This is a genomic window from Kineosporia sp. NBRC 101677 (genome assembly GCF_030269265.1).
Lineage (GTDB): Bacteria > Actinomycetota > Actinomycetes > Actinomycetales > Kineosporiaceae > Kineosporia > Kineosporia rhizophila.
In genome coordinates this window covers 495376-519755 of record NZ_BSTA01000001.1, presented here as the reverse complement: position 1 = coordinate 519755, position 24380 = coordinate 495376, and the positions used below count along the sequence as shown (strand labels likewise).

Genomic DNA, 24380 nt, shown 5'->3' with positions numbered 1-24380 from the left:
GCTTCACGTCAGCCGCAATCCGTACGACTCGCGCATACCGTCGTCCGAAACCCAGCCCGTCGCCTGGAAACCCAGACGCTCATAGAAGCCGCTAGCGTCCTTACCTTGATGTTCCGGCCCGAAGGTCGTCACCTCGACCGCCCCCGGCGCCCGGGTCAGGGTGCCTATTGCGGTCCTGACCAGCAACGCGCCCACACCCTGCTTGCGGTGCTGCTGACTCACGGCCAGCCAGCCGATCCGGTACAGCGGATGGTGGGCGGACAGCAGCAGCCCGCCGGCCAGTCCCTCCGACGTTCGCACGCACAACGCTGAACCCCGATCGATGTTGCGGGACAGTGCAGCCTCGAATCCCGGATCCCCGACCAACGGGCCGAAGAGGTACTCGACCTCGGCCGCGAGCCGCAGCCAGGCCGGACGGTCGGCCGCGGTGGCAGGGACGGCTTGCATAGAGGCATCCTTGCGCAGGAGTCCGCCGAGAACACGCCTGACCGCCCGTGCCCCGCCGCGTAATCCGCTGCTGTCCGACTTAAGTCGCATCGCCCACGATCATCCCGGCGACGGGTGTTTGGTGCCGGTCGCGCTCATAGGCTCATGGGCATGACGCAGCAGCCTTCGTGGAGCAGGTTCGCCATCCACCTCGCGGAGTTCATTGCCCTCGCCGCCGCCCTCGCAGCTCTGCAGTTCGTGCGCACCGGCCCGCTCGAGGGAAGCCCGTTCTTCTGGCAGGGCCTGGCCATCCTCGCTGCGGGAGTCGCCCTGGTCAGCGGCCTCGGGCATGCGGCCCTCGGCATGGCGAAAGCCCGGTCGACCGACCCGGACAAGTACAAGAACTTCGGCAGCCTGATGGCGGACTACCCGTTCTGAAGACAAGTCCCTGGGTGATCTCGCCTGAACACCGGGTTCACTGAGGGCAGTGAGGGGCGACGCACTGGCCTCTGGGCTCTGATGAATATTTGGTACATATAGGGCTCCGACGGTCCCGTCTTCAACTAACGTGTCAGTTCATCGCTCAAGCTCACGTCGGTTGTTCAGGTAGGAGCCCCAGGCAGTGATCGAGTTCCTCAAGGCCTTTGACGGATACTTCCCGTGGTTGGTCCTGCTGGGGGTCTGTCTTCTCTTCCGGCGCGCCGTGCTCTCGGTGATCACGGCAGTCGCGGCCAGGGTCTCGGCCCGCTCCGGGGTGGCATTCACTGCGCAAGGAACCTCCTTGAAACTGGAGGAGATGGTGCGTAACACGGGTGGATGCCTGGTCCAGATGTCCACCGAGCGCCAAGGACCGGACAGAGCCTGGCGTACGGCGGAGGCGCTGCAGTTCGTTCCTGGAGCGGCTGTGGTGAGGAACGCGGGCGACGGCAACTGGTCTCTGGGGCAGATCGCGCCCATGCCGTGATTTTCATCAGCTACTCATGGCACGACCGGCGGGCGGCGGATGAGCTTGTGCGGTGGATGCGTAGGCGGCGTACGCAATACTGGATCGACATTGAGCGCCTGGATCTTTCCCAAAACCTGATTCCTCAGATCTGTGGTGGCATTCGCCTGTCCAGATGCCTGTTCTTCCTTGAGAGCGAGTTCAGTCGTGCCTCGCCCTGGGTGCGATTTGAAGTGAGCAAGGCCGAAGAGGCTCATCTCCCAGTGGTGAGGGTGCCGATCCGCGGTGACAGGACCGACGTCGTCCCCTGGGCCTCTGGATCAACCGGCGGAGCAGCGGACTCTTGATCCGCGGATTCCAGGTTCAGGTCTCGATGCGTTTACCAAGCCCGCCACATGGCACCGTGCCGCTGCAATGCAACGGCGCGCACCGACGTCCTCAATTCGGTCTGGTTCAGAGGCCGATTGAAGACGCTCGTGGGCACGATTTCGTGCGCACCGAACTGGCCTGAAACGTTGAGCACCCGAGTGACATGTAGGGGCGTGAGCGACAGCGAGTGGTTCCGGGACGTCTACCTCGAGACGTACGCCGATCTGACCCGGTTCGTGGTCAGACGGCTGCAACCGCCGGAACGCGCAGAGGACGTGGTCGCCGAGGCTTTCGCGATCGCGTGGCAGCGCCTCGGTGACCTGCCCGACGACCTGGGCGAGGCACGGGCCTGGCTCTTCGGCATCACCCGGCGGCTGCTGATGGCCGAGCATCGGGCCGACAGCCGCGGGCGGGCCCTGTCGGTGCGGATCGTGACAGCGGGTCCTGAGCGAACCACCAGTCACGACGACCTGGTGGCCACCTCGGTCGACCTCACGAATTCCTGGCGGCGGCTGAATGCGGGGCAGCAGGAGGTCCTGAGCCTCTCGGTGTGGGAAGGGCTCACTGCCGCCCAGGCCGCCCGCGTGCTCGGTATCTCACCGGTGGCCTTCCGGATCAGGCTGAGCCGCGCCCGCCGCGCTCTTGAACAGCACCTGTCGCACGCCCCCGCGGCTGGCCCCCGCAGCCTTACCACCAGCGCGGAAGGACACGCCTGATGAACCTGGACCAGCAGTTGCGCCGTCATGACCCGGCCCAGCACCTGACCGAGGACCTGGCCCTGTCGCCGCAGGCCGCGGCCACCTTTGCGGAGGTGACGTCCACGCCTCCGGGTCGTCAGGCGAGAGCCTCGAAACGTAAACGCCGCACGCGCTACTCCCTGGCGGCTGTCCTCGCCGCCGTCGTCGTGGTGGCGGCCCCAGTCTTCGGAGGTAGCAATGCCGCGATCGCGGACTGGACGGCCAAGCCCGAACCGATGACGGCCGCAGAGTGGGCCCACTGGGAGAAAGCGTGCAACTCCTGGCCAGGCCAGGAGTACGAAGCGCGCATCGTGGAATCCCGTGGCGAGCACTTCGGCATGGCCTACCTGGTCTCGGCCGACGGCCTTCGGGAAGTGACCTGCCTGGCCACGGACGAGCGGCCGCTACCAGCCAACTTCGAGGGCAGCGGTCAGTCGATCTCGGGGCCCGTCACCCCGATGCCCTCATCCGCTGACGGGTTGGCCACGAACAGCGTGATGTCGGTGGATCTGTTCGCCGGGGTTCAGTACGTGGCCACCGGCCGAGTGGGCGGCGACGTCGCTGCTGTCAGCTTCGATGCCGGCGGCGTGTACATCGAGGCCACTCTGATGGACGGCTTCTTCGCCGCCTGGTGGCCCGAACGCCGGCCGAAGACCCTGCTCGGCCAGTTGCTCGAGAACGGCCCGCCGAACCCCGACGTGAAGATCACCCTCAAGGACGGCACCAGCCGGGTCGAGCCGATCCAGGACTTCGACGTCTCCCCGATGTGATCCACGGCGCACTCGTACGACAGGTGACACCTCTGAGTGAACGTAAGACAGCCGAACGTGGGCAAGTGCCCGCGTCAACCACTCCGACAGGGCCGGTTCGGCCCTCCTGAGGCATCTGACTGACGAGTAGCCCAACCATTCGGACTACCGCACGGTAATCTGTGGGAGGGATCGCGCCCCGGTCGCCTGCCGACCGGTTCTTCCTCCCGTAGGTTGGGGGGTGGGTCGGCGTCGTCCCACGGGCCTCTAGCTCAACCGGCAGAGCAGCGGACTTTTAATCCGCGGGTTCGGGGTTCGATCCCCCGGGGGCCCACAGAGACGGGCCAGAGCATCACGGCTCTGGTCAGCTAGGAGGGCGAGGTCCTGCCGTCGCTCCGGAGCCGTGCTGTTTGATGTCATCGGTCAGGTCTTTTGACCACTGGCTGAAGAAGGTGCGCAGAGCAGACGCCTCCTCTTCGGTGGTCGGGAGATCCTCGTCGCGGATGCGGCGTAGCGTGCCGAGCATCTCGATGAAGACGCTACGGTCGAATCCCGGATCCACATCTGCTGCCCAGGTCAGCAATTGGTCACGGCCGTACCTGCTGGCCAGGGTGTAGACGTCGAAGAAGTCGCGTGACTCGGCCCGGTCGAAGAGCGCCACGGTCTTGCGGCCTGCCAGTTCTTCCGGTGCGTAGGATGGTCCGAGCACGCTCACGACTGCCGGGCGTCCCGGAGCTGAGTCGAGTGCCAAGTCGACCAGAACTCTTTCCGGGCCTGGCGTGAGTAGGACGATGCGGCAGAACGTTTCGGCGTTCTGGAGTTCTTCCCAGCCCCAGCCCAGGTCGCCGGCGCGTTGCAGCAGCGCTGCCTTGGCTGCCTGCACGTTCCCCGCTGCTGGCGCGGTGAAGAAGTCGAGGTCTTCTGTGCTGCGTTCAGACAGGCCCGCGGCCACCAGGGCCGCGCCTCCCGCAAGGAGGAAGCCGCGACTCTCCGGCAGTGCGAAGAAGATCTCGGCCACCTGTTCCTGCCTTGGCGTGAGTCCGTGGGGTCTGCTCATGAGGCCAGATGAATATCTGTCTCGAGGGGTCGCTCGATCACCGGGTTCCATGCCTCACGAAGTTCCCGAGGCAGGACCAGGTCGTCCCAGAGGTCCACGAGGAGCACGCCGTCGACATATGTCAGCAAATCCTTGGGCATCCCCTCGCGCAGGACGACTTCGTAGACCCGGGCCCGGCGATTTCGGTCCCGCAGATTGAACACCTGGCCCGGCGCCGACCAGTTCAGATGCAAGGGCAGGGTGACCTCGGCAAGGGCCTGCTCGACGGCCAGCCGCCATAGGCGGTCCGGAACCGTGAGTACGCGGTTTCGGGACGTGGTCACCTGGCGAAAGGTGATTGTGGGGGCCAGTCGCAGTTCGAATCCCGAAGCCTCCACTATGCGGGTCGCGGTGCTCAGCGACGGAGACTTGCGGCCGTTCTCGTATGCGGACAGGGTCGGCCGTGATGTACCGGACAGGCCGGCAAGTTCGTCCTGGCTCAGGGAGCTGGCGGCGCGGGCCTGAGCGATCAGGTTGGCCATGACACCTCCTATGTATCCGATCGGATACTACCAAGGCTTTATGGGCGGGGGTCATTGCTTCGATCCCGGCCTTGAGCGTTGTGTACACATGGGACCAGATGTCCACCTCGAGCACCTGCACCGATGGGCTGTGCTGCGTTCGCCCGTTCTGATGGACCTGCGCTTCAGCCCGTCCTCACCTCTGCCGATGTCCGACGCGGGAGAGTGTGGCCTGTGAGGGAGGATCGGTAGCTATGGCTCGAGTACTCGTGGTCGACGACGACCTGAGCACGGTCCGGATCGTGGCCGCGCGGCTGCGGTCGGCGGGGCACGAGGTGATGGGGGCCCCTTCTGCGCAGGAGGCGCTGCAGCTCATTGCTGTGCGCGGGCTTCCCGACGTGGTGGTTCTGGACGTCTCCATGCCGGAGACCAGCGGGCCCGAGCTGCTGGCCATCCTGCGGGCTCAGGAAGGGCTGGGCGAGGTGCCGGCGATCTTCCTGTCGGCGCGGGTGCTGCCGGAGCAGATCGAGGCCGGCCGGGCCATGGGGGCGTCGTTCCTGACCAAGCCCTTCATCGCCGCGGCCCTGCTGAACGCCATCGACGAGGCGGTCGGCTCGCGGCTGGACACCTGGTGATCAGGCGAGCTGCTCGTCGCTGAGTCCGACCGTGTTCCGGCCGGCGGCCTTGGCCCGGTAGAGGGCCTCGTCGGCCTCCTGCAGCAGGGCGTCGGGGGCGGAGGGGCGCCAGGTGGCGACCCCGGCGCTGAAGGTGACGACCTTGTGCGCGCTGGCCGGGTGGGGGATGCCCAGGTCGTGCACGGCCCGGCGCAGGCGCTCGGCGGTGAGGATCGCGGTCTGGCGGCCCTGCGAGAGCAGGCACAGGAACTCCTCGCCGCCGTAGCGGTAGAACTGGTCGGTCTGCCGGCCCTGGGTGATCAGCACCGCCGCCACCCGGCGCAGGGCGTCGTCGCCGGCCGGGTGGCCGAGCCGGTCGTTGTACGCCTTGAAGAAGTCGACGTCCAGCATCACCGCCGAGAGTTCGTGGCCGTAGCGCTCGCAGCGGGCGACCAGGGCGGGCAGGTCCTCGTCGAGGGCCCGGCGGTTGCGCAGGGCGGTGAGCGGGTCGATCCGGGCGGCGGCGGCCAGCCGGGTGTTGAGGCGCTCCAGTTCGGCCTGCTGCTCGGCCAGCCGGGCATGGACGGCGGTGACCCGCTCGGCGGCGATCAGGCGCAGCCGCAGGCCCCGGGTGTCGATCGGTTTGGTGAGGTAGTCGTCGGCCCCGGCCTGCATCCCGCGCATCACCTCGTCCGGGTCCGAGTGGCTGGTCACGATCACCACGTAGGTGTAGTGGGCCTGCTCCCGGATCCGCCGGCACAGCTCCAGCCCGTCCACCCCGGGCATCTGCCAGTCGCTGATCACCACGTCGATCTTCTCGGTGGACAGCAGCTGCCAGGCCGCGTCGCCGTCGGTGGCGCTCAGCGGGGTGTGCCCGGCGGCCTGCACCACCGTGGTCAGGATGCGCAGCGCGATCGGGTCGTCGTCGACCACCAGGATCTTCATACCGCCACTTCCGTAACGGCTCTCATGGCCTGGCGCAAGCTCTCGGCCTCGGTGTCGAGCGCGGGCAACAGCACGACCGCCTCCTCCGGCCGGCCGTTCTGGCCGGCCTCCTCGATCTGGGCGCAGACGTGCGCGAGCCGGGCTCCGCCCAGGTTGGCGGCGGCTCCTCTCAGGGCGTGGGCCGCGCGGGCCACCTCCTCGGCGTCCCCCTCCTCGGCGGTGGCCCGGATGCGGGCCACCCGGTCCGGCACCGCGGCCAGGAAGTCCTCGATCAGCGAGACGATGAACTCCGAACCGTACGAACTCAGTTCGGTGATGATCTCCTGGTCCAGCACCGGCGGGCCGTCCTCGGTCCGTGGGGCGGGTACCGCCGGAGCCTCGACCGCGGTGGGCCGTGCGAGCCAGTGATTCACCTTGTCCCGCAACTGGTTCAGCTGAACCGGCTTGCTCAGGAAGTCGTCCATCCCTGCCTCCAGGCACCTTTCCCGGTCGTCCACCATGGCCGATGCCGTCATTGCCACGATCGGGGTCCGTCGCCCGCTGCCCTCGGTGCCCCGGATCGTCCGGGTCGCCTCGTAACCGTCCATCACCGGCATCCGGCAGTCCATCAGGATCAGGTCGTAAGGCACTGCGGCCCAGGCGCTCACCGCTTCCGCGCCGTCAGCGGCCACGTCGGCCCGGTGTCCCAGCCGCTCCAGCATCCGTACCGCGATCTTCTGGTTGGTGGCGTTGTCGTCCACCACCAGCAGCAGGCCGGGGGAGGCCGCGGGGCCCGGTTCCGAGGAATCCAGGTCCTCGGCCGGCGGCTCGACCGGTTCACCGCGCTGGAAGCGGGCGGTGAACCAGAACGTCGACCCGGCACCGAGTTCGCTCTCCACCCCGATCTCACCCTCGAACAGCGCCACCAGCTTCTGGCTGATGGCCAGGCCCAGCCCGGTGCCGCCGTACTGCCGGGTGGTGGAGGCGTCGGCCTGGGAGAAGGACTCGAACACCCGGGCCCGGGCCTCGGGGGCGATCCCGATGCCGGTGTCGATGACCTCGAAGCGCAGGCAGACCGGCCCGTCGGCCGAGGCCGAAGCTGCGCGATCGGTGAGAACCCGCAGGGTGACGGAACCTTCGGCAGTGAACTTGATCGCGTTGCCGACCAGATTCACCAGCACCTGACGCAGCCGGCCCGGGTCGCCCCGCAGCGCCCGGTGCACGTCGTCGGCGATGGTGGCGGTGAGCGTGATGCCCTTCTGCTGCGCGGCGACCTGGAGCAGGTGCACGATGTCCCGCACCACCTGGTGCAGATCGAAGTCCAGGACCTCGAGTTCCAGCCGGTCGGCCTCCACCTTGGACAGGTCGAGGATGTCGTTCAGCAGTTCCAGCAGGCTGTCGGCGCTGCTGCGCACCGTCTCGGCGTACTCGCGCTGCTGCTGCGACAACTGGGTGCCGAGCAGCAGCGAGGTCATGCCCATGACGCCGTTCATCGGGGTGCGCAGTTCGTGGCTCATCACGGCCAGGAACTCGGTCTTCAGACGGGAGGTCTCCAGCGCCCGGTCGCGGGCCTCGGCCAGCGCCGCCTCGTGCTGCTTGCGGGTGGTGATGTCGTGGATGAAGGCGTTGAACGAGCGGTTCCCGTCGCTCTCGGACTGCCAGAGCGCGAGCTCGATCGGGAACTCGTGACCGTCGCGGTGCATGGCCGAGAGCTCGAGTCGCTGTCCCAGGATCCGGGGGACGCCGGTGTCCACGAGACGGCGTACGCCCTTGCTGTGCCGCTGTTTCAGCGACGGCGGCACGATCAGGTCGGTCAGCACCGCCCCCTGCGCCTCGGCCGAGCTCCAGCCGAAGAGGAGCTCGGCCTGGCGGCTCCAGGCGATGATGACGTCGTTCTCGTCGATCGACACGAAGGCGTCGCCGGCCGCCTCCAGGATGGCGCTGGTGCTGCGCTCCCGTTCCTGCAGGCTGCGTTCGGCCTCCTGGTGGCGCCGCTGCACCCGCACCATGATCAGCAGACCGCCCATCAGGACCTGACCGAGCAGGACGGCGACGGCCAGCACGGTGGACCGCAGCTCGGCGAGCGAGGCGTAGGCGGTGGCGGTGGGCACCTGAGCGGTCACGGTCCAGCCGAGCCCGGAGACCGGGGCGTAGGCGGACAGGATCTCCTCGCCGTCCGGGGCCCGGGTGGTGCCCAGGCCGGCCTGGCCCTGCAGCGCCTGCGCGACCCCGGTCTCCGGGGAGGCGTCCGTCATCGAGCTCACGTCGGTGCCGGGCGCCGCCACCACCATGCCCCGCTGGTCGGTGATCCGCAGACTGACGCCCTGGGCCTTGGCCAGGTCCACGGCGAACGCCTGGATGGCCCGCAGGTCGTACACGGCCCCCAGATAGCCCAGGATGCGATCGTCGGCCACCCGGTGCACAGGCGTGGCGGCGACCACGGCCCGGGTCTCGTCGCCGTCCGAGAACGTGGTGTAGGCCTGCGAGATGTACGACCGGCCGGTCGCCCGCACCCCGCTGTACCAGTTCTGTCCGCTGCGGTCGGCACCCGCCTCGAACGCCGCGGTCCGGGGGTTCACGTCGCCCAGCCGGCCGGCTGCGTCGGTGACGAAGACACTGACCAGACCGGAGTCGGCAGCCTGCAGTTGCCGCAGATGGCGTTCCACCGCAGTGGTGTCCATAGTGGCGTACGTGCCGTCGCCCAGGGCCGCGGCCAGCAGCCGGCGTTCGGCGTAGGAACCGACCAGCTTCCTCAGGCCGGCCATCTGCTGCTGCACCAGCTGCGCGGACACCACGCTGGTGGTGCTGACCCGGTCGCGGGCGTCCTTGGTGACCACCTTCTCGGCGAGCCGGATGCTGGACTCGGCCATCAGGCCCAGCGGCAACAGCGCGGCCACGACGAACACCGCCACCATCCGGAGCCCGGCGATCCGGTCCGAGCGGGTGGACCGGCGATCGCCGAAGGTGCCACCCCGCATCAGCACGAGCACGAAGATCAGGACGGTGGCGCCGGTGATCACGGCGAGGTCGTCGGAGTTGCGCTGGAACACGCGGACCAGCAGGACGGCCGGCAGCACCAGTTCGGCCGCGACCACCAGCGCCCGGATCGTCCGCCGGGCGACCGGCCCGCGGGTCGAGGGCGGGATGGTCAGACGGGACATCGCGGGATGCACCACGGCGGCGGCCAGGCATCCGGCGGCCGCGATCCAGAGCAGGAACACCGGGCTGTCCACCGTCCAGGTGCCCCGCAGCTCCTGGATCGTGTGGGTGATGCTGCCGGCCAGTTGCAGACCGGCCCAGGCGAGAAGGAACAGCTTGGCCGGGTTCCGGGCCCGCCCGGTGAACACCAGGCGCAGCACCAGCAGGACCAGGAACACGTCCAGCCCGGGGTGGGCGATCACGGCGAGCTGCCGGGGCAGGCTCAGGGCCGAGTCGTCGGAGAGCTCCTTGAACAGGAACAACCAGCCCAGGACGGCGGTGCCGGTGCCGATGATCAGGACGTCGGTGATCGGGGTGCGCTGGGCGCCCGGGGCGGCGGGAGTCCGGCTGAGCAGGACCACCGCTGTCGCGTTGCCGAGCGCGACGGCCAGGAACGGAAAATCCCCGTCGGGCAGTGCGTCGCCGGTCAGCCAGGGAACGATGAAGTCGTAGAGAATCGTGCCGCAGTAACAGAACTGGGCGCCGGCCAGGACGAGGGTGCCCCGCCAGGCCGTCAGAACCATGGCGCAGAGGGCGGACACCAGCAGCAGCACGGCGCCGGCGGAACCCGGCAGGGCCGCCCCGAGACCTATGGCCAGGGCGGTCCCGGCCAGCGCCAGGTACGAGGCCTGCCGCCAGACCGCCGGCGTCGGTGCTTCGTCCGCTGCCACACCAGCGAACATCGGCAGACGGCCACCGGCCCTGAACCGTGGCTCACTGCTCCAGATGCGTGCGGGGGGCCTCGGGCGCGGACAGGCCCGGCTCGGGCCGGGCGAAGAGGTAGCCCTGCACCGAGTCGCAGCCGGCCCGCTGCAGGAGGGGCACCTGGTCGTCCCGCTCGACACCCTCGGCGATCACGTTGAGCCCGAAGGCGTGGGCGGCCCGCACCACCAGTTCGACCAGTTCCCCCGAGCCCGGCCGGGTCGATCCGACCAGGCTCTTGTCGATCTTCAGGGTGTCGGCGTGCAGGTACTGCAGCTGCCCGATCGAGGTGTAGCCGGTGCCGAAGTCGTCGATGCTGATCTTCACCCCGAGCTCGCGCAGCACCCGCAGGTGGGGCGCCGCGGTGGCCTCGTCGAGCAGCACGGTCTCGGTGATCTCGAGGACCAGCAGTTCCGGGCGCAGCCGGGCGGCGTGCAGGGCGTTCTTCACGTCGGTGACGATGCTCGCGCTGGTCAGGTGCCGCCCGGAGATGTTCACCGCCACGGTGATGTGGTCCCGGTCGGGGTCCGGCCGGGTGCGCAACCACTGGGCGAACTCGCGGGTGGCCTCGCCGAGCACCCAGCGACCGAGATGGTTGATCAGGGTGGACTGCTCGGCGGTCGGGATGAAGGTCTCCGGCAGCAGCAGCCCGTGTCCGGGCCGGTCCCAGCGCAGCAGCGCCTCGTAGCCCTCCAGCGCGCCGGTGGCCATCTGCACCACCGGTTGGTAGTGCAGCAGGAACTCGCCCGCGGCCAGGCCGTTGCGGATCGCCGACTCCAGCTCGGTCCGGTCCTGCAGTTGCTGGCGCAGGGCGTCGTCGAACACCTCGACCCGGCCCCGGCCGCCCTGTTTGGCCCGGTAGGCGGCGGCGTCGGCCTCGTGCAGCAGCGCCGAGGCGTCGGTCCCGCCGTCCCGGTTGATCGCCGCCCCGATACTGGCGCCGATCACCACCCCGTGACCGTCGGCCTCCATCGGGGCCGAGATGCTGGCCACCAGCCGCTCGGCCAGCTCGATCAGGTCCCGCTCGGACTCCAGGGACTCGATCAGCACGACGAACTCGTCGCCGCCCAGCCGGCCCACGGTGTCGCCGGCCCGGACCAGGCGCCGCATCCGGGCCGCGGTCTCGCGCAGGACGTCGTCACCGGCCCGGTGCCCGTGCGTGTCGTTGACCGCCTTGAAGTGGTCGAGGTCGATGAACAGCAGCCCGACCAGGCTGCCGGAGCGCTGGCCGCGGTGCAGGCCGGCCTCGATCAGTTCCAGCACCCGGGCCCGGTTGGCCAGCTCGGTGAGCGAGTCGTGGGCGGCCTGGTGGGCCAGGTCGTCCTGCAGCTGGCGGCGCTGCTCGGTGGACACCACGACCTGCTGGACGGCCGCGTTCATCCGGATCACGACCAGGCTGAACAGGACGATCGAGGCCAGGGCGACCGCCCAGACGCTGGGTTCGACGCCGGCCACGAGCTGGACCACGAGGGTGCCCGGGGCCAGCAGCACGGCCAGGGTGAGGGCGGCCAGGCGCAGCCGGGTGTAGGGCACGGTGTGCTCGCCCGGCTCGGACAGCTGCGGCATCGAGGGATGCAGCGCCGAGGCCCCCCACAGCAGGTACGAGGCCAGCCACAGCAGATCCACCCAGCCGGTCTGGTAACCGGACTTGGCGATCAGGACCGCGAACACCGCGTCGGCGGCCAGCAGCATCAGCGCGGCGCCGGTGAGCATCCGGAACGCGGGCGAGCGGGCCCCCGGCACGATGACCAGGCGCACCAGCACCGCCAGGAGCAGGATGTCGGCCGCCGGATAGGCCACACCCACCGCCCGCTCGAACAGCGGGGTGTCGTCGGCGTTGGCGATCGGCGCGCCCAGCACCACCCACGACAGCAGGGCCAGGCTGGCGGTGAGGACGCTGCTGTCGACCAGACCGGCCAGGTCACCGCTGCGCTGGCGAACCCGTACCAGGATCACGAAACCGCCGGCCAGCAACGGGTAGGCCATCAGGTAGAGCGCATCGGCGGGGGACGGGAACGGCTCGATCTGGGCCACGTCCTCGTACCAGCTGAACACCGCGTCGGCGCTCACCCAGAGGAACTGCCCGGCCGCCATCGCCCACCAGGCCGAGGCCTTCGGGGGCCGGTGGGCGCGGATGCCCACGGTGATGGCGGCCACGCCGGACAGGCCCACCGCGCTGTACACCAGGTCTCGGGGAATGCCCGCCGGCACCAGCAGGTAGCCGGCGATCACGGCCGCCCCGCAGGCCAGGTAGGCCTTCCACCACCAGTTCATCTCTCACAGCATCGGCGGCGCCGTCCCCGCCTTGACTCAGGTGCGTAACCCGCGGAAGAACGAGCGTACGTCCTGGACCAGCTCGTCCGGTGCCTCCATCGCCAGAAAGTGCCCGCCGGAGTTCAATTCGGTCCAACTGAGGACGTTGTGGTCGCGTTCCGCCCAGGGGCGGACAGTTACGTCGTGGGCGGAGACCAGGACGCCGGTCGGCACCGTACCGCGAGCCGGGGTCTCCCAGCCGTCCTCGCCGGAGGCGGCACTGATCTCCTCGTAGTAGATCTGCGCGGCCGAGGTGGCGGTGCCGGTGAACCAGTACAGCGAGACGTTGGTCAGCATCCGGTCGCGGTCGACGCTGTCCTCCGGCAGGCCCGAGGGCGGCCAGGTGAGCTCCTTGAACTTCTCCACGATCCAGGCCAGCTGCCCCACCGGCGAGTCGTGCAGACCGAAACCGACCGTGGCCGGGCGCTTGGAATTGCACTGCAGATAGGCGTCGTTGAAGGTCTGCATCCGGCCCCAGCGGGCCTGATCGGCCGCCGAGAGGCCGTCCATCTCGCCCTCGGCCCCGATCGGGAAGGCGAGAAGGGCGTTCAGATGCAGTCCGATGACGGCATCGGGGGCCTGGGTGGCCAGGGCCGGGCCCACCCATCCGCCGGTGTCGTAACCCTGTATGCCGTAACGGTCATATCCCATCAAAGACATCAGATCGGCCATTAGGTGCGCCATTCGGGCCGCATTCATTCCGGGCCCGTTCAGGGGCGTGGAGAATCCGAAGCCGGGCAGGGAAGGGACGATCAGGTGGAAGGCGTCGGCAGTGTCGCCTCCGTGGCTGCGCGGGTCGGAAAGCGGTCCGAGCACATCGAGGAAGTCGGTGAAGGTGCCGGGCCAGCCGTGCAGCAGGAGCAGCGGGGTGGCGTCGGGTTCGGGGGAGCGCACGTGCAGGAAGTGCAGGCGCTGGCCGTCGATCGTGGTGACGAAGTGCGGAAGCCGGTTCAGCGCGGCCTCTTCGGCGCGCCAGTCGAAGTCGTTGCGCCAGTAAGCGGCGAGCTCGCGCAGATAGCTCACCGGAACACCCCGGTCCCAGCTCACGCCGGGCAGTTCGGCCGGCCAGCGGGTGCGGTCCAGCCGGTCGTGCAGGTCGTCGAGGTCGGCCTGCGGGACGTGGACGGTGAACGGCTCGATGGTCATGACCGGCAAGCTAGACCGGCATCAGGACGGGTTCGTTCCTGTTCGTGCGCGGTCGGTGGATGACCCAGGATGGGCCTGTGACCCAGAGCCTCGAACTGCTGCTCGACCCGGAACTGGACGCCCTGGTGCGGGCCCAGTGGCACGCGCTCGAAGCGGCCGGTCTGCCCAGCCAGGGCCGGCACCCGGGATCGAGCAACGCCCCGCACGTCACTCTGGCGGTGGCCCACGAGGTACCACCCGAAATTGAGGACGGGTTGCGCGCCTTGGCCGCGCAGGTGCCGGTGAGTGTGCGGCTGGGTGGGTTGTTGTGTTTCGGGCGCCGCGACGGCCGGCAGATCCTGGTGCGCCCGGTGGTGGCGAACGCGGAACTGCTGCACCTGCAGGCCGCGGCAGCCCGGCTCTACGCCGGGCTGCCGGGCACGGACGAACTGCTCACCCCGGGACGCTGGTCGCCACATGTCACCCTGGGCCGAGGTTTTCGGCCGGAGCAGGTCGGTGCGGCGATCGAGGCCCTGGGGTACTTCCGCGAACAGTCCGGGCAGGCGGTCGCGGTGCGGCGCTGGGACTCGGTGGCCAAGCGGACCTGGCTGCTGTCAGCGCCGGGCGATCTGACGTAGCGCCTTGATCCCCGGCAGCAGGAAGTACTCCCCGCCGCGGCAGGTGACCACCTGCTTGCGCTGCTCGACGAAGGCCGGGCAGCGGCCCTGGGCCACGAACTTCGAGCCGGCCGGGGCAGCCCCGGAGATCACGTCCCGGTCGGCGCCGAGCCGGAACGCGTTGCCGTCGCTCATCCAGTGCGCCTGCACGAACTCGAACTGCCGGTGGATGTCGCCGACCAGGGCCACGAACAGCAGGCCGCGCTCGGTGTCGGGCAGTTCGTCGCTCGGGTCCGGAGCGGGGGCCCCGGCCCAAGTGCCGGCCGCGACCGGCAGACCGTAGGGGATCCCGCGGCGCAGCATCCGGTGCCGCAGCGCCAGCCTGCTCTCCAGGTCGGCGTCCTTGCCCGCGTTGACGTCCTGGTCGTGGTCCTTGGGGCGGGAGTCGCGCGGGTTGGCCCGGCGGATGTGGGCCCCGACCGGGCAGCCGTGCCCCTCGGCGTCGCTCTCCTGGAACAGGAACTCCTGCTTGGCCAGGGACGGGCGGGGGCCCTCGGTGGACAGGGTGACCGGCGTACCGTCACGCCAGCGGCCCATCAGCTTGGCCGCCGCCAGCTCGTTCAGCTCGCTGCTGTCGGTGCTGCGTCCGGTCACCGTCCCGGCCAGCTTCCCGGCCAGCTCGCGGGTGAGTTCGTCGAAGCCGTCCACGTCCTGCTCGAGCTTGCGCCAGACCAGGTAGCTGCCGTTACGCCCGATCGAGGCGGGCAGCCCGGCCCCGGCGGTGTCGCCGTCGATGTCCCGGTAGCCCAGAAGGGTTTCTCCGGGCGGTAGTTCGGCGGTGTGACGGCCGGTGGTGACCCCGTGCACACGAGGCTGCGAGATGCCGTCCACGAAGCCGAAGTGCTCGCGAAAACCGGCGGCCCGTGCGCCGTCCGGGCTCGGGGCGTCCGAGATCCGGCCCGCCTCGACCGAGTCCAGCACGATCAGGCCGGCGCCGTCGCCCGGCACCACGTGCGGGCGGGTGGCCAGCTCGGCGTCCAGGGTGGCGTGGTCGGGGGCGGAGAGCATGAGCAGCAGGTGCGGTGAGCCGGCCTCGCTGAACGGGGCCTGCCAGGTGCTGGTGCCGGTGCCCGGGATGAGTCCGGCCTCACGGGCGGCCATGCCCTCGGTGAACTCGGCGGGGAATCCGGTGAGCTCGGCCGGCGGCAGCCCGAGCTCGGCCAGCCCGGTGTAGCTGATCGCCACGTGCGCGGCGAAGGTGGGCGAGCTGGGCCGGTTCTTCGTGGGGGTGCCGGAGTCGGCGCCCTCCACGTCGCGGCCCAGCCGGTCGACCAGGTTCTCGGCCCAGCCGGCGGTCGGGATGTCGTCGATCAGGCGGGCCAGCCAGTCCCGGGCGGCCGCCGCGTCGGTGACCTCCAGCAGCAGGTGCCGGGCCGCGTGGTGGCGCGGGTAGCCGGAGCTGACCAGGTTCTGCACGTCGGTCAGGTCCGGGTCGACCGGAGGGGTGCCGCCCCCGAGGCGAGGCACCCGGGCCGGCTGGGCCGAGGTGACCTCGGGGGCGACCGGGGGCGGTGCGTACTGCACCGGCAGTGCACTCGGTCGGGTCAGGACCCGGTCGGGCGCCCGGGTCGGGGAGACCGGCAGGGTGGGCCAGCTGAGGTCGTTCGGGGTGAGGTCGGCCAGGTCGCCGAGGTCGCTCTCCATCCGGCTGAGGATCTTCTCGTCCCACTCGGCCCGCAGCCGGGCGGCCAGTTCCGTGTCGTCCAGGCCCTCGGTGTCCAGGGCCAGGTCGGCGACCCGGCGGCGCAGCTCTAGGGCCGCGTGCACGTCGTCGACGGAGGGCTCGGTGTCGCTCGCCGAGAAGACGTAGCCGGAGCGCAGGGCGTGCTCGGTCAGGAAGGCGGCGAAGGCCGGCCCGTCGTGGCGCCCCGGGTAGCCCTCGCACCGGCCCCAGATCCGGTCGGCCTGCTCGCCCAGGCCCCGGCGCAGACGCTCGGCGTAGTCGGCCTGGTCGGCCTCGGCGCTGCGCCCCGGGCCGTCGTAGCTGGCGCTGAACAGGAGGTAGGAGGTCTCCGGCCGGTCCGGCTCCTGCTCGCGGCCGCCGTGCATGAGCAGGTGCAGCAGCTTGGCGCTGAGGGCCATCCGCGAGCGGTCGGGGCGCGACTGCGGGGTGAAGTCGGAACTCGCCATCACGGCCAGCCGGGCGAAGTGGGTGCCCGGCACCCGGCGGAACGGGCTCGCTCCGGCCCGGATCCGGGCCAGGTCGGCGCGCAGGTCCTCGACGGCCTCGTCGGGAACCCGGGTCATCACGGTCAGCACGCGCTGGCGGCCGCCGGTGGGCGGGTCGATGTATTCGTGCACCAGCCCGGCGGGCAGGCGGCGGGCCAGGGCGCTGGGCAGGACGCGGCGCAGCAGGGCCGGTTTCTTGGTGGTGGGCATGGCGGACTGCTCCAAGCTCGGCGGGGGTGTACGAGCGCGCGGCGGCGCTGAGACGAGGGAGGGGGGAAGAACTCAGAGATCGCGCTGGGTGTCGGCGAGCAGGGCGCGCCAGACCCGCACCAGCTGCACGTCGTCGAGTTCCTGCGGGCGGGCCAGGCCTGACTCGAACTTGTCCCGCACCCTCAGGGCCGAGGCGATCTCGGTGGCGGTGGCGCCGGGATAGGCGGAGAAGTAGTGCGCCAGCTGCCAGTCGTTGCCGCGGATGTAGTCGGTGAACGGCCGGGGCGGCATGGCGCCGGGGAAACCGAACGACGAACCCCACAACAACGCCATCTTCTGCGGGACGGTGCGGGAGAAGACGTCGATGTAGTCGAGCCACGAACCATTGAAATTGCTGACGAACAAGAGATAGCTGTAGCGGCGCCGCTGGGTCTCGCCCGGGAAACGGTCGACCATCACCCAGTGGGCGACGTGGATGAACGAGAGCCGGCGCAGCGTCTTGTCCGGCCCGGACCAGGTCTTCAGCCGGAGCACCGCGCGCACCAGCGGCGACCAGCGCCGGGGCAGCGGGGTGAAGGTGGTCAGGCCGGTGGCCTTACCGGCCCGGTTGGCCGCGATGATGTCCAGCTGCGCTTCCTGCACCTCGTGGACGCCCTGGGTGCCCGGCCCGGCCGGCGCAGGCGCCCCGCTGTCCTGTCGAGACCGCATGCTGCCCCTCCTTGGGAAGAACGAATTCCGGAATGCTGTCGTCCTGCACGGCCAGTTCACCGTAGAGTGCTCAGGTCATTACCGAACGCAATAATGATGGTGTGGTCCGAAAGGACCCACCCCGACGTTAGGCGGCGGAACACCCTCTCGCTTCAGGGTCGGACCCTGGGGTATTCACATCGGCCCGATGGAGCAGGTCAGGCGTTCAGATCGTGCTAAACCATCGTGAACCCTCACATAGACTCGACGAATGGTATTCGGACGGATCGCCGAACGAGTGGTGATCGACGAACTGCTCAGTGGCGTGCGCGCGGGCCGCGGGGGCAGCCTCGTGATCCACGGGGAAGCCGGCATCGGCAAGAGCACCCTGCTGGCCTACGCCACCGACCAGGCCGCCGACCCGGCTGTCGACCCGGCTGTCGCGGGCCCCACCGGTGACCCCGGGGGCATGACCGTGCTGTCGGTGCGTGGGTACGAGTCCGAGTCCGAGATCCCCTTCGCCGGGCTGGCCGATCTGATCCGTCCGGTGCTGCCCCTGCTCTCCGAACTGCCCCCGCCGCAGGCCGCCGCTCTGCAGAGCGCCCTGTCGCTGGGCCCGCCGGTCGCCGGTGACCGGTTCTCGGTCTGCGCCGCCACGGTGGGGGTGCTGGCCGCCGCGGCCGCCGAGCGCCCCCTGCTGGTGGTGATCGACGACCTGCAGTGGCTCGACGTCTCCTCCCGGGAGGCCGTGCTGTTCGCCGCCCGCCGGCTGGCCAACGACGGCATCGGTCTGCTCATCGCGATCCGCACCGAGCCGGACCGGGCGCCCCACGGGCCCGCGCTCGACCGGCAGTACGCCGGGCTGCAGCAGCTCGAACTGCGGGGGCTGGGGCAGGACGACTCGCGTGAGCTGTGCCGCTCACTCACCCCCGCGGTCTCGCCCGAGCAGTTCGAGCAGATCTACTCGGACACGGCCGGCAACCCGCTGGGCATCCAGGAACTGTGCAGCGCCCTGGGCCGGGGCGCCTCCGGCGCGGCCCTGCTGCCCAGCCAGTCGTCCCGGCTCACCCAGGCCCTGGCCGGCCGCCTGGTGGAGATGCCCGAGCGCACCCGCCGGGCGATGCTCCTGGTGGCCGCGGCCGGTGGCGGGCAGACCGACGTGGTGCGCCGCGCGGCCGCGGTGATCGGCCTGGGCCTGGCCGACTTCGCCCCGGCCGAGGACGCGGGGCTGCTGGTGGCCGGCGACGAGCAGGTCGACTTCCGGCACCCGCTGATGCGCTCGGTGCTGAACTCGGCCTCCACCCTGCACGAGCGCACCGCCGCGCACTCCGCCCTGGCCGACGCGCTGGCCCAGGTGCCGGGCGAGGCGGCGGCCGACGCCCGGGCCTGGCACCTGGCCCAGGCCGTGCTGCCGCCGGACGACCGGGTGAGCGAACTGCTGGCCGAGGCCGGCACCCGGGCCCGGTTCCGCGGCGGCAACCTGGAGGCGGCCCGGGCGTTCGAGCAGGCCGCCCGGTTCGGCTCGGCCTCGGCCCGGCCCGCCCTGCTGCTGCGCGCGGCCCGCTGCTGGCAGCTGGCCGGGCGCACCGGGAAGATGATCCCGCTGCTGGACGAGGCGCTGGAACTGTCCAGTGACCCGAAGCTGCGCGGCCTGATCCGGCACATGCGCGGTTACGTGCGGATGTGGCGGGAGCTTCCGCGCGATGCGCTGGCCGAGATGATCGACGGGGCCGACGAGGTCGAGCGGGTGGACGCGGCCCGCGCCTCGCTGATGTACGCCGACGCCGCGATCGCGCACTTCATGCTCGGCGAGCCGGTCGAGCTGCTGGCCGCCACCCGGCGGGCGTTCGAGCTCAGCGAGGGCACCGAGGGGGTGGCCCGGCCGGTGGCCACGGTGGCCTACAGCGGCGCCCTGGTGATCAACGGGTACCGGGCCGAGGGGCAGCAGCTGCTCACCGAGGTGGTGCCGCAGCTGCTGCAGTTCCCGCCGATGCCCCGGGCCCAGGAGTTCGCGCACGCAGCCTTCATCGCGATGTGGCTGGAGGACTACCCGGTCGCCGAGCGGCTGCTCGACGCGATCATCAGCGAGGCCCGGGCCAACGGGGCGCTCGGGGTGCTGCCGCAGTGCCTGACCGTCGGCGCCGAGCTGGCCTTCCGCACCGGCCGCTGGCGGCAGGCCCAGGCCTACGCCGACGAGAGCGTGGAGCTGGCCAAGGAGACCCGCCAGGCCAACGTGTACGGGCTCTACTTCGTGGCCCGCAACCATGCCGTGCACGGCCGGGCCCGGGAGGCGCTGCGGCTGATCAACGTGATCGACGAGATCACCACCCGGTTCCAGGCCCCCGGGCTGCACCTGCAGACCACCCACACCCAGGGCCTGCTGGCGTTGGGCGAGGGCGACCTGGACGAGGCGATCGCCCGGCTGGAGGCCACCGGCCGGCTGCCGGTGGCGATCCACACGAAAGACCAGAGCATCGTGCCCTGGGCCTTCGACCTGGTCGAGGCCTACGCCCGGGCCGGGCGCACCGAAGACGCGCAGCGCCTGCTCGAGCAGATCGCGGTGGACGAGGCGCCCGACGGGGTGCGCTCGGACCTGCTGATCGCCCGCACCTGGCGCTGCCGGGGCCTGCTGGCCACCGGGAAGACCGCGATCGCGGCCGCCTTCGGTCAGGCCCTGGCCGCGCACGACGCACTGCCGATGCCGTTCGAGCGGGCCCGCACCCTGCTGTACTTCGGTGAGCGGCTACGGCGCGGACGTCAGCGCGCCGAGGCCCGCACCCACCTGCGGCGGGCGCTGGAGATCTTCGAGCAGCTGGACGCGCCGAGCTGGGCCACCCGGGCCCGCAACGAGCTCAAGGCCACCGGCGAGACGCTGGCCCGGGGCACCGGCCCGGCGGCCGACCTGACTCCGCAGGAGCTGCAGGTGGCGCTGGTGGTGGCGCGCGGGGCGAGCAACTCCGAGGCCGCCGCGGCGCTGTTCCTGAGCCAGAAGACGATCGAGTACCACCTGAGCAACGTGTACCGGAAGACCGGGCTGCGCTCACGCAACGATCTGTCGGTACTGGCCCAGGCACCCAGCTGAAGCGGCTCCGCGAAGAGGCCCACGAGCGTCCTCAAACACATCGGGGCAAACCCGAGGGGCGGCGCCGAGGCCCCTGATCCTCGTCGCCGCCCCTCTTCCCCCAGCTGGTGCGCCCGGACCCTCCAGACCGGTCGCACCCGGGTGCTGCCCGCCCCAGCAGTCCTGATTCAGCGCCGTTCAGCGCCAGGCCTGGGCGTCCAGGCCGGACTCCTCGATCCGCTTGCGCAGCCGGGTCAGGTACCGGCCGCGGGTCGGTCCGATGCTGCCCACCGCCATCCCCGTCTGCTTCGAGATCTCCGCGTAGGCCGGGCGGTCCGAGCCGGTCACCGCACGCAGCAGGTGCGCGCCCCGGCTCGGCAGCTCGTCGACGAAGCCCCACAGCAGCTGGTCCATCGCGTCGTCGGTGACCTGCTTCTCCGGGGTCGGGTTGTGCTCGTCGGGCACCGCCGCGAAGAACTCGTCCGAGGTGCCGACCTCACGGCCCCGGCGGCGGATCAGGCGCAGGCACTCGCGCTTGGCGGTGGTGCTCAGCCAGGCGCCGACCCGCTCCGGGTCGTTCAGCCGGTGCAGGTTCTCGACCAGCCGCAGCCAGGTCATCTGCACCGCGTCGCCGGCGTCGGCCTCACTCAGCCGGAACCCGCGCACCGCCGCCCAGACCTGGCGCTGGTGGCGCTCCACCAGCAGCTCGTAGGCCCTGCGGTCGCCGCGCCGGGCAGCCAGAACCAGCTCGGCGACGCTGATGTCCGCGTCGGCGTGCCGGTAGCGCGGCGTCCGGTCGGTCTCTTCGATCACGTCGAGAACGGTCATGGCTTCTTGCCTCCGGGAGTTCGTGGAAGAACACCAGAAACGCTATGGACCGGCGGACGGGAGCGGATCAGGGTCGGACCCCAGGGTTGTCGCCCCGACCCCGGGGGCCCACCCCAGGGTCAAGATCGGCGAACTCGGGGTACCCCCTGGGGAGGTACTTCCGTGAATGCTCTGCGTGACGCAATGGCCACGGCCCAGACCGATACGCCAGAATCGTGCCTCCACCGGGTGATGCCGGTGGGGAAACGGTGGGCCGTTCGGAAGAGGAGCGTTATCGCGCCATGGGCACCATGCGTCGTCCACCCGGGGTTCTGGCGGGGTCTCCCGCCGGTCCGGTCACTCCTGACGCGCGCCCCTCCAGCCCCTCCAGATCCCGGGCCGCCGGTCTCGAACGGCGCCGGGCCGACACGGTGCGGGCAGTGGCCGGCTGGGTCGCCCTGCCGCTCCTGCTGATCACCGGTGGCCTGGTGTTCCTCGACCTGGGGCAGAGTTCGGCGGCGGTGCTGGGCACGGCCGGTCTGGTGCTGTTCTGGTTCGTCGCGGCCCGGACGAAGACGCTGTCGTGGTCGTCGGTCGCCGGTCTGCTGATGCTCTCGGTGCCCTGGGGGGTGCTGGTCGCGGTGGCGGCCTGGGGGACGGCGCTCGTGCTCGACCCCGAGCGGGTCACCGGGGCGGTCGTGCTGCCCGAGGCCACCGTGCTGTCCGCCCTGCTGCAGCAGTCACTCCTGGTGGTGCCGCTGCTGCTGATCCCGTTGCTGCTGCCCTCCCGGGCCCGGCGGTTGTCGTTCACCGACTGGTTGCTGGCCGGGGTGGTGGTGGGCGCCGGGTTCCAGCTGGCTGCCGCGCTGATCCAGCCCGACGGGACGGGTGGCCTTTCGCCGAGCCCGTTCGCCGGCCCCCAGCCCGGCCTGGTGGGCCAGCACGTGCTCACCGGGCTGGCCGCGGCCGGGGTGGGCTTCGCGGTGGCGGCCCGCCGGCACGCCGACAAGGCCTCGCTCTCGGTGCCTGGCCGCCTGCTCTGGCTGGCCCTGGCCGGGGGCTGGCCGCTGCTGATGTGGTGGCTGGCGGTCAGCGCCCACGCCCAGGCCAATCTGGAGCGGGTGCTCGGTGAGACCAGCTACCCCTCGCCGGATGTGCTGGAGCTGGGCTGGTGGCTCTCGGCCCAGGGGCGGGCGCTCGGCTGGCTGCTGGTGGCCCTGCTGGTGCTCGGTCTGATGGTCGACGCGGGCCGGCTGCGCAACGCCGCCGAACTGGAGCCCGACCCGGTGCCGCACCCGTTCCACCCGGTGAACGCGGCCGACGCCTGGGCCGGGCGGGCCACCCGCTGGGCCGGGACCAGCCAGTCCCGGCCGGTCTCGGCCCTGGTCTGGCTGGTGGCCACCACCTGCTCGGTGTTCGCCTTCGCGGGCCGGGACCTCGGGGTCGTCCTGGCCGCGGTGCGTCGCAGCGGGCGCGGTTCCGGGGCGGTGCGCTGGACGGCGATCACCCGGGCCCGGGCGGCCGGGGTGATGGTGCGGTGGGTCCGGGCCGAGGCGATCGGGCTGGCCGCCGACCCGGACCGGAGGGGTTCGCTGTGGCGCAACCGGCTGGGCGCTGCCCTGGGCATCGTGCTGCTGGCCGCGGCGGCCTTCGGGCTGGGGCCGTGGTGGGTGGACCAATTACCCCGGGTCTCGGTCTCGTCCGAACTGGCCGCTGCCACCTGGCCGGGCGAGGCGGTGGCCCAGTTCCCCTCCTGGTGGGAGAACTCGGGGGTCTCCGGCGGCGTGTGGGTGGTGCAGGTGGTGGCCGTGCTGCTGATGCTGGCCGGGGTGGCCGACTGGTCGGCGTTCGGCGGGCGGGACACCTTCCTGACCCGTCGACCGGTGCCGCTGGAGCGCGCCTCGGTCGCCGAATATCTTCGCGGCACCAGTGTTTCGGCGGCCCTGGTGGACCTCTTCTGTCTGCTCGCCGGAACCCTGCCGAGCCGGGCCGACACTCATCCCTCCGGCACTGCGATCCGGGCTGCAGTGGGCGACTTCCGCGCGGATCCGCCCACTTTCGTGGAACGCCGACGCCGGCAGATCCGCTCCGGCGCGGCCGCGGTGACCGCGGTGGAGGAGGAGGAACCTCTGCCGGTGGTGCCGCGGCGCCGATCTCCGGAAGATCTGCCCGCGCTGAAACTGGCCGACGGGCGGTTGCTCTCGCCGCTGAGCGCCGACGCCGAGCGTGAGTTCGCCGGTCATCTGAACGGTCTGGAGAGGTTCGAGCCCGAGGTCGCGGGCCGGGGCGAGGAGTGGCGGGCCCGGCTCTTCGGCCGCTACCAGCTGATGGTGGCGAACCGGCCGGAGATCTGGTCGTCGGGCACCACCGAGCGCTCGCTCGACTACGGCATGTGCGTTCTCGGGCTCTGGTACTCCGGCGGCGCCTCCTGGCAGGTGGCCGCCAGCCTGCCGGACACGCTGCCCGACGCCGTGCGGCACCGGGCCGACCTGGAACTCGACCGCCGGCTGATCGAGTTCACCACGGTGGTGAACTATCCGGGCAACCCGTTCCGTGCGGTCGAGGTCGTGGTCAGCGACCCCCGGGTGGCGGAGTCGGTGCAGGCCCGGATGGACCGGCTGGCCATCCCGGGAGTCGTGGTGGTGGCGTCATGATCGAGGCGATGCTGGCGGTCAACGGGGGCCGCTTCCGGTTCGACGCCGACCTGCTGGCCGACCTGGCGCCCCCGGTCTGGCCGGAGGCGCTGCTGGTGCGGGCCCAGGGGCAGGTCGCCGACGTGATCGGTTCCTATCTGCACCTGCCCGGCCCGCACCGGCCGCAGGGGGCGCGGGGCTGCGTGCTCGGGCTGCACCGCAGCGGTGAGGCGATCGGGATCAGCGCGGGCACCGACCGGGCCGCGGCCGACGTGATCGCCTGGATCTGCGCGGTCAGCAAGGTGCCGCAGCCGCACGAGCCGGGGCACGTGCTGCTGCTCGACTGGATGCCCGACCCGCTGCCGATGTCGGCCTCGATGCCCGCCGAGGAGCTGCTGCGGCTGCGCCGGATGCTGCGCAGCTCCTTCTTCACCGGTGACCACCCTGAGTGACGAACGGCCCGCCGTTCGGGGTGCCGG

At 70.9% G+C, this 24380-nt stretch carries 20 protein-coding genes and 1 tRNA gene; 11 read left to right on the top strand and 10 right to left on the bottom strand.

Going from position 1 to position 24380, the window contains the following annotated elements; all coding sequences use genetic code 11:
• Positions 1-3 precede the first annotated feature (3 nt).
• Complete coding sequence (locus tag QSK18_RS02365) at positions 4-447, bottom strand: GNAT family N-acetyltransferase (RefSeq protein ID WP_232808234.1); 444 nt, start codon at positions 445-447, stop codon at positions 4-6.
• A 150-nt stretch (positions 448-597) separates the two neighbouring features.
• Between QSK18_RS02365 and QSK18_RS02360 the strand changes: the two genes are divergently transcribed.
• From QSK18_RS02360 to QSK18_RS02335, 6 genes are all read left to right on the top strand, one after another.
• Positions 598-864 (top strand): hypothetical protein, encoded by a 267-nt coding sequence (locus QSK18_RS02360; protein WP_285616440.1) that lies wholly within the window; start codon positions 598-600, stop codon positions 862-864.
• A gap of 184 nt (positions 865-1048) precedes the next feature.
• Entirely contained in the window at positions 1049-1390 is a 342-nt protein-coding gene (locus QSK18_RS02355) for a hypothetical protein (protein WP_285616439.1), read from the top strand.
• Positions 1391-1446: 56 nt separating this feature from the next.
• Positions 1447-1716, top strand: coding sequence for a toll/interleukin-1 receptor domain-containing protein (locus QSK18_RS35825; RefSeq protein WP_352396456.1), 270 nt, complete (start codon positions 1447-1449; stop codon positions 1714-1716).
• A gap of 195 nt (positions 1717-1911) precedes the next feature.
• Complete coding sequence (locus tag QSK18_RS02345; protein WP_285616438.1) at positions 1912-2454, top strand: RNA polymerase sigma factor; 543 nt, start codon at positions 1912-1914, stop codon at positions 2452-2454.
• A complete protein-coding gene (locus QSK18_RS02340) occupies positions 2454-3245 on the top strand; it encodes a hypothetical protein (protein WP_285616437.1) in 792 nt (263 codons plus the stop codon). Before QSK18_RS02345 ends, QSK18_RS02340 begins: the two co-directional genes overlap by 1 nt.
• Before the next feature lie 240 nt (positions 3246-3485).
• Positions 3486-3558 (top strand) — tRNA-Lys (locus tag QSK18_RS02335).
• A gap of 30 nt (positions 3559-3588) precedes the next feature.
• On the opposite strand, the gene QSK18_RS02330 is transcribed toward QSK18_RS02335, so the two are convergent.
• The gene (locus QSK18_RS02330) at positions 3589-4242 is read right to left on the bottom strand and encodes a nucleotidyl transferase AbiEii/AbiGii toxin family protein (protein WP_232808228.1); all 654 of its coding nucleotides are present in this window, start codon (positions 4240-4242) and stop codon (positions 3589-3591) included.
• A 35-nt stretch (positions 4243-4277) separates the two neighbouring features.
• Positions 4278-4802: a helix-turn-helix transcriptional regulator gene (locus QSK18_RS02325; protein WP_232808227.1), complete on the bottom strand. Its 525-nt coding sequence runs from the start codon at positions 4800-4802 to the stop codon at positions 4278-4280.
• A gap of 233 nt (positions 4803-5035) precedes the next feature.
• Between QSK18_RS02325 and QSK18_RS02320 the strand changes: the two genes are divergently transcribed.
• Positions 5036-5416, top strand: a complete 381-nt coding sequence (locus tag QSK18_RS02320) for a response regulator (RefSeq protein ID WP_232808226.1) — start codon at positions 5036-5038, stop codon at positions 5414-5416.
• Here the strand turns inward: QSK18_RS02320 and QSK18_RS02315 are convergent, their stop codons facing one another.
• Genes QSK18_RS02315 through QSK18_RS02300 form a run of 4 tightly spaced genes read right to left on the bottom strand, consistent with a single transcriptional unit; the run spans position 5417 to position 13678 of the window.
• Positions 5417-6340, bottom strand: coding sequence for a GGDEF domain-containing response regulator (locus QSK18_RS02315; protein WP_232808225.1), 924 nt, complete (start codon positions 6338-6340; stop codon positions 5417-5419). It lies immediately after the preceding gene.
• The gene (locus tag QSK18_RS02310) at positions 6337-10188 is read right to left on the bottom strand and encodes a response regulator (RefSeq protein WP_285616436.1); all 3852 of its coding nucleotides are present in this window, start codon (positions 10186-10188) and stop codon (positions 6337-6339) included. The genes QSK18_RS02315 and QSK18_RS02310 overlap by 4 nt, the downstream gene beginning before the upstream one ends.
• A gap of 43 nt (positions 10189-10231) precedes the next feature.
• Positions 10232-12493, bottom strand: coding sequence for a putative bifunctional diguanylate cyclase/phosphodiesterase (locus QSK18_RS02305; RefSeq protein WP_285616435.1), 2262 nt, complete (start codon positions 12491-12493; stop codon positions 10232-10234).
• Positions 12494-12529: 36 nt separating this feature from the next.
• On the bottom strand, positions 12530-13678 hold the full coding sequence (locus QSK18_RS02300; RefSeq protein WP_285616434.1) for an epoxide hydrolase family protein: 1149 nt from the start codon (positions 13676-13678) through the stop codon (positions 12530-12532).
• 77 nt (positions 13679-13755) lie between these two features.
• On the opposite strand from QSK18_RS02300, the gene QSK18_RS02295 reads away from it, so the two are divergent.
• Complete coding sequence (locus QSK18_RS02295) at positions 13756-14295, top strand: 2'-5' RNA ligase family protein (RefSeq protein WP_232808221.1); 540 nt, start codon at positions 13756-13758, stop codon at positions 14293-14295.
• Here QSK18_RS02295 and QSK18_RS02290 read toward each other — a convergent pair.
• On the bottom strand, positions 14272-16713 hold the full coding sequence (locus QSK18_RS02290) for a Dyp-type peroxidase (RefSeq protein ID WP_232808220.1): 2442 nt from the start codon (positions 16711-16713) through the stop codon (positions 14272-14274). The genes QSK18_RS02295 and QSK18_RS02290 overlap by 24 nt on opposite strands.
• A gap of 72 nt (positions 16714-16785) precedes the next feature.
• Positions 16786-17421 carry a hypothetical protein gene (locus QSK18_RS02285; RefSeq protein WP_232808219.1) on the bottom strand — a complete coding sequence of 212 codons (636 nt, stop codon included), beginning with the start codon at positions 17419-17421 and terminating at the stop codon, positions 16786-16788.
• 250 nt (positions 17422-17671) lie between these two features.
• Between QSK18_RS02285 and QSK18_RS02280 the strand changes: the two genes are divergently transcribed.
• Complete coding sequence (locus QSK18_RS02280; RefSeq protein WP_232808218.1) at positions 17672-20482, top strand: ATP-binding protein; 2811 nt, start codon at positions 17672-17674, stop codon at positions 20480-20482.
• A gap of 177 nt (positions 20483-20659) precedes the next feature.
• Here QSK18_RS02280 and QSK18_RS02275 read toward each other — a convergent pair whose 3' ends face one another.
• The gene (locus tag QSK18_RS02275) at positions 20660-21289 is read right to left on the bottom strand and encodes an RNA polymerase sigma factor (RefSeq protein WP_232808217.1); all 630 of its coding nucleotides are present in this window, start codon (positions 21287-21289) and stop codon (positions 20660-20662) included.
• A gap of 248 nt (positions 21290-21537) precedes the next feature.
• On the opposite strand from QSK18_RS02275, the gene QSK18_RS02270 reads away from it, so the two are divergent.
• Together QSK18_RS02270 and QSK18_RS02265 are read left to right on the top strand one after the other, a co-directional pair.
• Positions 21538-23922: a hypothetical protein gene (locus tag QSK18_RS02270; protein WP_285616433.1), complete on the top strand. Its 2385-nt coding sequence runs from the start codon at positions 21538-21540 to the stop codon at positions 23920-23922.
• The gene (locus tag QSK18_RS02265) at positions 23919-24353 is read left to right on the top strand and encodes a hypothetical protein (RefSeq protein WP_232808215.1); all 435 of its coding nucleotides are present in this window, start codon (positions 23919-23921) and stop codon (positions 24351-24353) included. The genes QSK18_RS02270 and QSK18_RS02265 overlap by 4 nt, the downstream gene beginning before the upstream one ends.
• Positions 24354-24380: the final 27 nt, after the last annotated feature.

Coding starts and splice junctions, on each gene's coding strand:
- QSK18_RS02365 (WP_232808234.1), bottom strand. CDS start 447: ATGCAAGCCGTCCCTGCCACCGCGGCCGACCGTCCGGCCTGGCTGCGG.
- QSK18_RS02360 (WP_285616440.1), top strand. CDS start 598: ATGACGCAGCAGCCTTCGTGGAGCAGGTTCGCCATCCACCTCGCGGAG.
- QSK18_RS35825 (WP_352396456.1), top strand. CDS start 1,447: ATGCGTAGGCGGCGTACGCAATACTGGATCGACATTGAGCGCCTGGAT.
- QSK18_RS02340 (WP_285616437.1), top strand. CDS start 2,454: ATGAACCTGGACCAGCAGTTGCGCCGTCATGACCCGGCCCAGCACCTG.
- QSK18_RS02325 (WP_232808227.1), bottom strand. CDS start 4,802: ATGGCCAACCTGATCGCTCAGGCCCGCGCCGCCAGCTCCCTGAGCCAG.
- QSK18_RS02320 (WP_232808226.1), top strand. CDS start 5,036: ATGGCTCGAGTACTCGTGGTCGACGACGACCTGAGCACGGTCCGGATC.
- QSK18_RS02315 (WP_232808225.1), bottom strand. CDS start 6,340: ATGAAGATCCTGGTGGTCGACGACGACCCGATCGCGCTGCGCATCCTG.
- QSK18_RS02305 (WP_285616435.1), bottom strand. CDS start 12,493: ATGAACTGGTGGTGGAAGGCCTACCTGGCCTGCGGGGCGGCCGTGATC.
- QSK18_RS02300 (WP_285616434.1), bottom strand. CDS start 13,678: ATGACCATCGAGCCGTTCACCGTCCACGTCCCGCAGGCCGACCTCGAC.
- QSK18_RS02290 (WP_232808220.1), bottom strand. CDS start 16,713: ATGCCCACCACCAAGAAACCGGCCCTGCTGCGCCGCGTCCTGCCCAGC.
- QSK18_RS02285 (WP_232808219.1), bottom strand. CDS start 17,421: ATGCGGTCTCGACAGGACAGCGGGGCGCCTGCGCCGGCCGGGCCGGGC.
- QSK18_RS02280 (WP_232808218.1), top strand. CDS start 17,672: ATGGTATTCGGACGGATCGCCGAACGAGTGGTGATCGACGAACTGCTC.
- QSK18_RS02275 (WP_232808217.1), bottom strand. CDS start 21,289: ATGACCGTTCTCGACGTGATCGAAGAGACCGACCGGACGCCGCGCTAC.
- QSK18_RS02265 (WP_232808215.1), top strand. CDS start 23,919: ATGATCGAGGCGATGCTGGCGGTCAACGGGGGCCGCTTCCGGTTCGAC.